Source organism: Dolichospermum lemmermannii CS-548, from assembly GCF_028330815.1.
Classification (GTDB): Bacteria; Cyanobacteriota; Cyanobacteriia; order Cyanobacteriales; family Nostocaceae; genus Dolichospermum; species Dolichospermum lemmermannii.
Map to the genome: position 1 here is coordinate 1 of NZ_JAQMTJ010000198.1, position 6,480 is coordinate 6,480.

Genomic DNA, 6,480 nt, shown 5'->3' on the forward strand with positions numbered 1-6,480 from the left:
AAATTTACTTAAATCTAGGCTGGTTTCCTATTAATTCTCAATAATTAATGTTTATTGAGAATATAGGCTCTTTCCAGAAAAGCCTCTAACCCTTTTGAATACTCATTTTTAGCTGGTTTTCTTACATCGAACTCAGGTGAACTCAGGTTGAAATCGAGGCATTTGCTATCTCCTATACCCAGTTGCTAACCTACAAGGACATTGAATAACAATAATCATCTGAGTATATTTGCTTTAGGTGTTGTTGTCAAGCTATGGTGTTGAGTTTGGTGAAATTCCGAAAAAGCAAAGGAATGTTGTAACAAACTTTTCACTTCCACGGTGATTTTTTGTTCTTCAAGTTCTAGACCTAAATTAATGGAAAGATTAACTTCTCATTTTTCTGGATGATACACACAAGGCACGGTTATACCGTGCCTCATACTTTATTGGTTATGTATCAGTCTATTCTATACCCTCAATCCGATTTTCCACCTCCTGATACAACTCTCTCAACCGGTCTAAATTCTCCTCGCTAGTCTCCCAATAACCGCGTCCATTCATTTCCAACAAAGTAGAAACAATCTTGCGGAAAGAATGAGGATTGAGATTCATCAACCGCTTTTGCATTTCCTCATCTTTGATGAAAGTCTCATTCGTGTCCTCATAAATCCAATTATCCACAGCGCCCGCAGTCGCACTCCAACCAGTAGTATTTACCAACCGCTTCGAGAGTTCCCGCACACCTTCATAACCGTGAGATAACATCCCCTCATACCATTTGGGATTTAACAACTTCGTCCGCGCATCTAAACGCACAGTTTCCGATAAAGTTCTCACCTGTGCATTCGCGGTAGTTGTATCTGCAATATAAGACGATGGTTTCTTGCCATCTGCACGCAGACTTGCTACTAACTTAGTAGGATCAGAGTCAAAATAATGGGAAACATCTGTTAAACTGATTTCCGAAGAATCGAGATTCTGGAAAGTTGCATCAGCAGTTTTCAAAGTAGTTTCAAAAATCTCCCGCGACTCATCCATAACCCCAGGATTATCAGAATTGAAAGAGAAAGATTTCCGTTTCAAATACATTTCCTGTAACTCAGCTTCACTATCCCAAGTGCTATTCTCCACCGCTAAGTTAATATTAGAAGAATAAGAACCAGAAGCATTAGAGAAAACGCGAGTTGCAGCTTGACGCAGATTTATTCCCATGTCCTCCGCTTGTTTCAAAGCGTGCTTGCGGACAAAGTTCATTTCCAAGGGTTCATCAGCTTCAGCAGCCATTTTCACACCTTGGTCTAGCAAATTCATTTGGTTAATGAACAAGTCGCGGAATACACCAGAACAGTTAATTACAACGTCAATTCTAGGACGACCCAACTCTGATAAAGGTATCAATTCCAACTTGTTCACCCGTCCCAAAGCATCGGGAACTGGACGCACACCAATCATCCACATAATTTGGGCGAGGGATTCACCGTAGGTTTTGATGTTATCTGTACCCCAGAGGACACAGGCAATGGTTTCTGGCCAGTTGCCATCATTTTCAGACTTATTCCGTTCCAACAACCTATCAACGACGATTTTCGCAGATTGGACTGCGGCAGAAGTGGGGATAGATTGGGGATCTAAAGCGTGGATATTTTTACCTGTGGGTAATACGTCAGGATTACGGATAGGATCACCACCGGGACCAGGTAAAATGTATTCACCGGCTAAACCTTGGAGAAGTCCACCAAGTTCGTTATCTGCACAAACTTGTTTTAAGCAGAATTCCAAATATTCAAATAGGGGTTTCAACGCAGAGGTATCAACTTTGGTGTAACCTGATTGATGCAGTGATTCTAGCCAAGGTTCTTTTCTACCCATGTACAAGAAATTCAACCTGGAAACCGCGATAACTCGACCTTCTGCGTCAATTTGTTCTTGAACTAAAGCTGTGACAGCCGCACGGGTAGCGAGGGTGATATCTTGTAATAGTTGCACATCTGCCAAAATGCCGGCATCGTTGTTTCTGTAGATATCTTCAATGGTGCGTCCCAGACTTCTAGCAATAATTCCGGGTAAACCTTGAATTTCTTCCTCTTGCCGATCTAAACTGGCAATATTGACTAAAGTGGCGATCGCCTCTTCAGCACTAGGAGGTTTACCAATCACGTGCAGTCCACAAGGTAACAAGCGCGATTCAATCTCCATCAACCTGCGATAAACGCTACCAACAATGTTATCCCGTTCTTCCGAGGACATATCCTTAGAATCGGTTTCTGGTAACTCAATATCCTTGTCTAAGTTGACAATGCGGCATTTATCCATGATGGAATTGACAATGGAAACGCCCCGGCCAGTGTCTTTCAAAGTTTGGTAAGAAGCAATTAACTCGCTGAGTTCTTTCAAACCCTTGTATAAACCAGCATTTTCCGCAGGTGGTGTCAGGTAAGAAATTGTTTCTGCATAACTGCGACGTTTGGCAATTGTGGCTTCACTGGGGTTATTAGCTGCGTAATAATACAGGTTAGGAATTGAGCCAATTAGTTGATCTGGGTAACAATCACCAGACATTCCCATTTGCTTACCGGGCATAAATTCCAACGAGCCATGAGTCCCAAAGTGTAACACAGCATCAGCGCCCCAAATCCGTTCTAAATAGGTGTAGTAAGCTGCAAAACCGTGGTGCGGACTTGCGGAACGGGAGAATAACAACCGCATGGGGTCGCCTTCATAACCAAATGTCGGCTGCACACCAATGAAAACATTACCAAATTGTTTCCCGTAAATCAAGAGATTTTGTCCGTCGCTGTTGAGATTTCCGGGAGGTGGTCCCCAGTTTTCTTCTAAGCGTTGGGAGTAGGGTGTCAATGCTTCATATTCTGGCACAGACATTTTGTAAGCGATGTTGAGTTCGGGACTGTTGTATTGTGCTTGTGCGTCGTGGATGACTTGTTCTAGCAACTCTTGGGCGTTTGCAGGAATGTCTTGCACGTCGTAACCGTTGTTTCTGAGTCCTTGTAAAACCTCGAAGATAGAACCGAATACGTCTAAATATGCGGCTGTACCCACGTTACCTTTGTCGGGAGGGAAGCTGAAAACGGTGATGGCAACTTTCTTGTCTAATTTGGGTTTGCGGCGGAGATTTGCCCATTTTAAGGCGCGTTGAGCAACTATTTCTACTCTATCTTGTAAAGCGATCGCTTTCCCAGTTGCTCCATCTTTACCTGATAGGATAATCGGCTCAATTGCGCCGTCTAGTTCGGGTATAGCAATCTGTAAAGCCACTTGAATGGGATGTAACCCCAAATCGCTATCTAGCCATTCTTCGGTGGTTTGGAAGACCAAAGGCAAGGCAACCATGTAAGGACGATTTAACCGTTTTAAGGCTTCAATAGCTTTAGGATGATCTTGTCTAGCGGGTCCACCCACCAAAGCGAAACCAGTTAAAGATACTACCGCATCTATTAACTGCATTTTTGTAATTGGTTCATAGAAGTAAGCTTCTATTGGTTTAGAGAAATCCAAACCACCAGCAAAAACAGGGAGAACTCTTGCCCCTAAAGATTCCAATTCCTGCACAATTGCCACATAATGGGCATCATCACCGGTAACGAGGTGAGTCCGTTGTAATACCAAACCTACGCATGGTGCAAGGGGATCTTTAAGGTTACTAGAAATGTCTTTGCGAGCAGAATACCAGTTAAGATATTCTCGCACATCCTCAAACATAGTCGGCGCTAAAGGATGCCAAATACCCATGTCGGGATAAACAACAGGTGCTTCATATTTAGCAGCAGCAAAGCTTTCTTTTTCTACGCCTTTCAATACATATTTATCAGCCAGCATCAGCAAGAAGTTTTCCAGGTTTTCCGCTGAACCACCTAGCCAATACTGAAAACTGAGCATGAAGTTTCTCGCGTCTTGTGCTTTTTCCATGGGGAGGAATTTCAGCACTTGGGGGAGAGTCCGCAATAACTTCAACATTCCGTCTTGGAAACCAGCGCCAGATTTTTCTTTGCGCTTCTTCATGAAGTTAGCGATCACGCTCTTGGATTGTCCTAACTGCGCCAAAGAGAAGCTACCCATTTTATTGAGGCGCATAACTTCGGGCATGGAGGGGAAGACAACGGATACATCTAGGTTATCACGATGGGGTTCAACTGCGGCAACTACTTTTTGTGCTAGGTCTTCTATAAAAATTAGAGAAGCAATGAATATATTAGCACTGGCTATATCGCGTTTCAACTCCTCATAGTTTTCAGAGTTGCGTAGTTCTTCAATCAAGTATCCACTGATTTCTATGGCTACGCTAGGATGATTAGCGTTAATTTCCCGTACCGCTTGCGATAATGCACTTTGGTATTGGGATTCTAGCACGACATAGACAACCTTGATTAATTTACGTCCCCGTAAATCGTCTGGTGCAATATGCCTAATAGTGGACTTGACTTGGGTAAACATTCAAATAAGCTCCTTTAAGGCGTGTTTTTGTGGAGTTCATCACGGTTGATATGGCCGTTTGTAACTGCAATTATTTTCGGCAATAAGAGTTTTTTAGCAGAAAACTCGGATTCTGTGGGGGTTTTGTCCTATATCTGACACAAAATGATATAGAAAACAACATATTTATTCATGAATCTTAACAAAGAATGCAGGTTCTCTCACCTGTTTTTAAATTTTGTTTACATAGCCAAATAACTACTTAGTTGCAAAATAACGGAGTTATTCAGTAAAATTAGCTATTTATAGTTCAGTTTGACACTATAAACCCCAGGATTATGACAAAATAAAGCTATTAATTGGTAACTAATAATATAGAATAGGATATGAGATAGTTAAATTTTCTCCCTGAACATTCAATGAGGATATGACAATGAATGCTTTAACTGTCAATTTAGATTCAGTAATAAAAATGACTGATGACCAGTTTTTTAAACTATGTCAAGCAAACCGTGATTTAAGATTTGAACGTACTGCAAATGGGGAATTAATAATTATGCCACCAACGGGAGGAGAAACGGGAAATCGTAATGCGGGTATTACTGCTCAAGTTTGGATATGGAATGATCAAAATAAACAGGGTATAGTTTTTGATTCTTCTACTTGTTTTAAGTTACCAAATGGTGCAGATCGTTCTCCTGATGCTTCTTGGATTAAGTTAGAAAGATGGGATGCTTTAACTGGTGAAGAAAAACAAAAGTTTCCTCCTATTTGTCCTGATTTTGTAATTGAGTTACTTTCTCCTAGTGATAGTTTGAAGACTACACAAGAAAAGATGAAGGAATATATAGATAATGGTGTGCGTTTGGGTATATTAATTAATCGGAAATCTCGTCAAGTGGAGATTTATAGACCAGGAAAAGAGGTTGAGGTTTTGGATTCTCCTGCTACGGTTTCGGGGGAAGATGTTTTAAAAGGTTTTGTTTTGAATTTGGGTATGATTTGGTAGTTTGTGATCTAAAAAAAGAGGTGATTTTTAAATGCGTATCTAAATACATAAAAATTTTTGTGGTTTGAATAATTATTTATTTAAACCAAGTTTGATTATAGTTTCGGATAGCCATTCTTCTGCTTCATTATAAGTAAAACCATGACAAGAAATTCTACAAAATTGATCCATATATTCACAGTATATATCATAAGGATTTGAGTCTATATCAACATTCCAATTAGGCTTATTTAAGTGAGGTTTTTCTCCTGAAGTATTCCAAGAATAAATAACAGTTGGTAATATCTGGCTTTTAACAAACAGAGGAACTTTTTTACTTTTATTCATAATTTCATTGATACATGACTTTTCTAGTATAATCCATTTATAAACGGATGTTTGACAGTATCATTTAATCTATATCATAAACTTTCTCAATGCTTTGCTTAAAATCATTTAATGAAGCTTATCTATCTGAACCTCAAGAATTGGAAGTTAGAGATGAGATATTCAGCAAATACAAATATGCTTTGGCTCATATAGGGGTTGATTTTTATCAAGAGGATGTTCAAGAAGCACTTCTCAATCGTATTGAAGGTTTTGAAGATGCCATCCGTGCGACAATAGCTTATTGGTACTGGTTAGAAGAAAAATCAAGACCTTTTTACCCCAATGCTTGTATAATTCAAGCCATGAATGACGGTTGGGATGATCGCTACTGGAAGGATTCATACCTAGACAATCCCAACTTTAAAAATCCCTGTAATATATTTTGGGAAGAAGCGGGTAAAGTATGGGGATTTGATGTCAGAAATCAAATTATTGCTGATGTAAACTCTGATGATAAAGGCTATGAATATGTGATGTTCCGAAATGGTAAAACTATTTCACTTTTAGCTGCTAAACGCTTGGGATGGGAAAGATTGAAAGAATGCGCTTTAGAACCCACATTCCGCACCCCAAAATGTTACAGAGGGAAATTACGGAGATGAAAATCAAAGGGAGCATCAAAACAAACAGATAAAGTGAAAAAAGGCATTTGAGAAACAGTAAATCACCAAAAATGTCATCAAAATCTATTC

The 6,480-nt window shown here is 39.9% G+C and carries 4 protein-coding genes; 2 read left to right on the plus strand and 2 right to left on the minus strand.

What is annotated here, in order from left to right; translation table 11 throughout:
• Nucleotides 1-444: 444 nt before the first annotated feature.
• Nucleotides 445-4,431: a magnesium chelatase subunit H gene (locus tag PN450_RS12915; protein WP_271836583.1), complete on the minus strand. Its 3,987-nt coding sequence runs from the start codon at nt 4,429-4,431 to the stop codon at nt 445-447.
• A gap of 412 nt (nt 4,432-4,843) precedes the next feature.
• Between PN450_RS12915 and PN450_RS12920 the strand changes: the two genes are divergently transcribed.
• Nucleotides 4,844-5,419 (plus strand): Uma2 family endonuclease, encoded by a 576-nt coding sequence (locus tag PN450_RS12920; protein ID WP_148761450.1) that lies wholly within the window; start codon nt 4,844-4,846, stop codon nt 5,417-5,419.
• A 72-nt stretch (nt 5,420-5,491) separates the two neighbouring features.
• Here the strand turns inward: PN450_RS12920 and PN450_RS12925 are convergent, their stop codons facing one another.
• Nucleotides 5,492-5,746 (minus strand): hypothetical protein, encoded by a 255-nt coding sequence (locus tag PN450_RS12925; protein WP_148761453.1) that lies wholly within the window; start codon nt 5,744-5,746, stop codon nt 5,492-5,494.
• Nucleotides 5,747-5,835: 89 nt separating this feature from the next.
• Between PN450_RS12925 and PN450_RS24095 the strand changes: the two genes are divergently transcribed.
• Nucleotides 5,836-6,390 carry a hypothetical protein gene (locus PN450_RS24095; protein WP_417033749.1) on the plus strand — a complete coding sequence of 185 codons (555 nt, stop codon included), beginning with the start codon at nt 5,836-5,838 and terminating at the stop codon, nt 6,388-6,390.
• Nucleotides 6,391-6,480 lie beyond the last annotated feature (90 nt).